The 2,724-nt window shown below is 63.6% G+C and carries 3 protein-coding genes and 1 pseudogene; 1 reads left to right on the forward strand and 3 read right to left on the reverse strand.

From position 1 onward, the window contains the following. Nucleotides 1-215 (forward strand): glycoside hydrolase family 15 protein (locus JOZ00_RS09360; protein ID WP_366022280.1); only part of this gene is annotated, 215 nt, incomplete at its 5' end. A 26-nt stretch (nt 216-241) separates the two neighbouring features. Here the strand turns inward: JOZ00_RS09360 and JOZ00_RS09365 are convergent. From JOZ00_RS09365 to JOZ00_RS09375, 3 genes and pseudogenes are all read right to left on the reverse strand, one after another. Then, complete coding sequence (locus tag JOZ00_RS09365; protein ID WP_293342901.1) at nt 242-997, reverse strand: sensor domain-containing protein; 756 nt, start codon at nt 995-997, stop codon at nt 242-244. Between the two features lie 185 nt (nt 998-1,182). Next, complete coding sequence (locus JOZ00_RS09370) at nt 1,183-1,941, reverse strand: sensor domain-containing protein (protein WP_293342904.1); 759 nt, start codon at nt 1,939-1,941, stop codon at nt 1,183-1,185. Between the two features lie 2 nt (nt 1,942-1,943). Further along, nucleotides 1,944-2,724, reverse strand: a pseudogene (locus JOZ00_RS09375) (elongation factor 4); the annotation flags it as partial.

The raw sequence follows: 2,724 nt of genomic DNA on the forward strand, positions 1-2,724 counted from the left end.
CGCGCGCCAAGCGCTTGTGCGAGCGGCTATTGTCCTATGCCAGCCCGCTACACCTCTACGCCGAGGAAATCGAACCGCGCACCGGTCGGCAGCTGGGCAACTTTCCTCAGGCGTTCACTCACCTGGCGTTGATCAACGCGGTGGTGCACGTGATTCGTGCCGAGGAGGAAGCCGACGGCTCGGGGACGTTCCTGCCCGCCAACGCACCCATGTGACCGGTGCCGCCGTTGTCGGCCGGGCGTCAACTCAGTGCCAGGACTTTGTCTCTCATCACCTGCGCGATATCCAACGCGCTGGTGTTGGCGCCGCCCCTTCCTTGAAGTGAGGCGTCCTGATTCTTGGAAAAGTCGACCTCGACCTCGATCAGGCAATTGCCCCGCACACCGACGGCCCGCCCCGCGGGCACGGATGCCCCAGCCGAACCGGGCAGACCCATATCCATCGAAATGGTCGCCGCGACAACGGAAGCCGCCGTCTGTACGTCGTGGACCTTGATGCCAAGCCCGAATGCGCCGCTCGAAAGGGGCACCGTCTGGCCCTCGCATTTCTGCCATTGCTGAGAGACCCTGTCGAACAGCGCCTCGGCGTCGGCGGCGGTGGGGAAGCTGACCACACCCTGCTTCACCCTGGTCACCTCCGCGCCCGTCGCGTGGGGCCGCCACGTCTCGAGCGCAACGTCTTTGACGTTGCTGGACTCGTACACGCCCTTCTCCATCATCACCGCGACGCCCATGCAGTCGGCCGGCGAGCTCACGCCCTGCAGTATCTCGGGACCGCCAAAACTCGGTGGAGAAGAGGAATCGATTTCCAAGGGCTGCTTGACGATTAGCGACAGCGCGCTCCTGCCGAGCAACACCCGGGTAATGGTCTGCCCGGTCAGCAGGCGCGGCGTCACATGTGACGGCCCCGGTTGCGCCGTCCCGTCAACGGTCACCGAACAGCCCGCGGCCAGCAGCACAGCCGCCAGCAGGGTCACCAAACGCCAAGCGCGGGTCATTCGTTCATCACCGATCTTGTCCTGGTCAGGGCACCTCGACCGGCCGGACACGCTCGATCCACTTCATACCTTCCTTGACCTGAAGTCTAGGTAGGCGATGCGCCGACTGCCGTATGCGACACCGAAGCCACACCGAAGGCACAGCCAACAAGTAGAGACGTCTCAGCGTCGTGACGTATTCCAGGTCAGCTCAGCGCGTTAACCCTGTCCATCATGGTGCGGGCGATGTCGATGGCGCTGGTGTCTATGTTGGCCGATCCCGGGTCCGAGGAGCGCCGACCACCGAAGAAGACCACGTCGACCTCGACGAGGCAGTTCATCTGGACGCCGATCGCGCGCGCCTGTGGCGTGGGTCTCAGCGGCGGCATGTTCGGCAGCACCGACGTCGCGGTATTCGTGGCCGCGACAATGGAATTGACGGTCCGGACATCGCTGATGTTGTTGGTCGTGCTGATCGGGCCGGTGTGCTCCGTCGTCGTCGTGCCCGTGCACTGCTGCCACTGCTGGGTGAATTTCGCGAACAACGCCTGGGCGTCCGCGGCCGAGGGCAGCGCGACCACGCCCTCCAACACCGTGAGCACTTGCGCCGGCTCGCCGTTGTTCCACCACGATTCGGATGCGACGTCCGACACATCACCCGGGGGGTACACGCTCTTCTGCAGCATCGCCGTTACCCCTTGGCAACCGGGTGGCGTCACCGATCTATCGGTATCGTAAAGCTTTTCGGGACCACCGAATTCGGGTTGCTTGCGCGCCACGAAGGGCTGGCCGAGCATCCGCGACAGCGTGGCGCCGTCGAGCAACACCCCCCTGACGGTTTCCCCGGCAAGCGGTCGCGGCTTCAGATTCGGCGCCGGCTTCGCCGAGCCTTCAACGACCGCACCACATCCCACCGCCAACGCGGCGACCAACGTCAACGCCGCCACAGATCCGACTATTCGCATGGCTACTTCTTGCCCTTGTCCCCCGCGGCGTCGGCAGAGAGCGCCGCGACAAAGGCCTCCTGCGGAACATCCACTCGCCCAATGGTCTTCATGCGCTTCTTGCCTTCCTTCTGCTTCTCCAGAAGTTTGCGTTTACGGGTGATGTCGCCGCCGTAGCACTTGGACAGCACGTCCTTACGAATTGCGCGGATGTTCTCGCGTGCAATGATTTTCGATCCGATGGCCGCCTGCACCGGCACCTCGAACTGCTGGCGCGGGATCAGCTCCTTGAGCTTGGTCGTCATCTTGTTGCCGTACGCCGCAGCCCCGTCTTTGTGAACGATGGCACTGAACGCGTCGACCGCCTCGCCCTGCAGCAGGATGTCGACCTTGACCAGTTGGGCCTCCTGTTCGCCGGCCTCCTCATAGTCGAGGCTGGCGTATCCGCGGGTACGCGACTTCAGCGAGTCGAAGAAGTCGAAGATGATCTCGCCCAACGGCATTGTGTAGCGCAGCTCCACCCGCTCGGGCGACAGGTAGTCCATGCCCCCCAGCTCGCCGCGACGGGACTGGCACAGCTCCATGATGGTGCCGATGAATTCGCTGGGCGCGATGATGGTGGTCTTCACCACCGGTTCGTACACATCGCGGACTTTTCCTTCCGGCCAGTCCGACGGGTTGGTCACCACGATCTCGCTGTTGTCCTCTTTGATGACCCGGTACACCACGTTGGGCGACGTCGAGATCAGGTCCAGATTGAACTCGCGCTCCAGCCGTTCGCGGGTGATCTCCATGTGCAGCAAA

The organism is Mycobacterium sp., assembly GCF_019243155.1.
Taxonomy (GTDB): domain Bacteria; phylum Actinomycetota; class Actinomycetes; order Mycobacteriales; family Mycobacteriaceae; genus Mycobacterium.

Excerpts from the sequence above, each read along its gene's own strand:
- JOZ00_RS09365 (WP_293342901.1), bottom strand. The coding sequence starts at position 997 with ATGACCCGCGCTTGGCGTTTGGTGACCCTGCTGGCGGCTGTGCTGCTG.
- JOZ00_RS09370 (WP_293342904.1), bottom strand. The coding sequence starts at position 1,941 with ATGCGAATAGTCGGATCTGTGGCGGCGTTGACGTTGGTCGCCGCGTTG.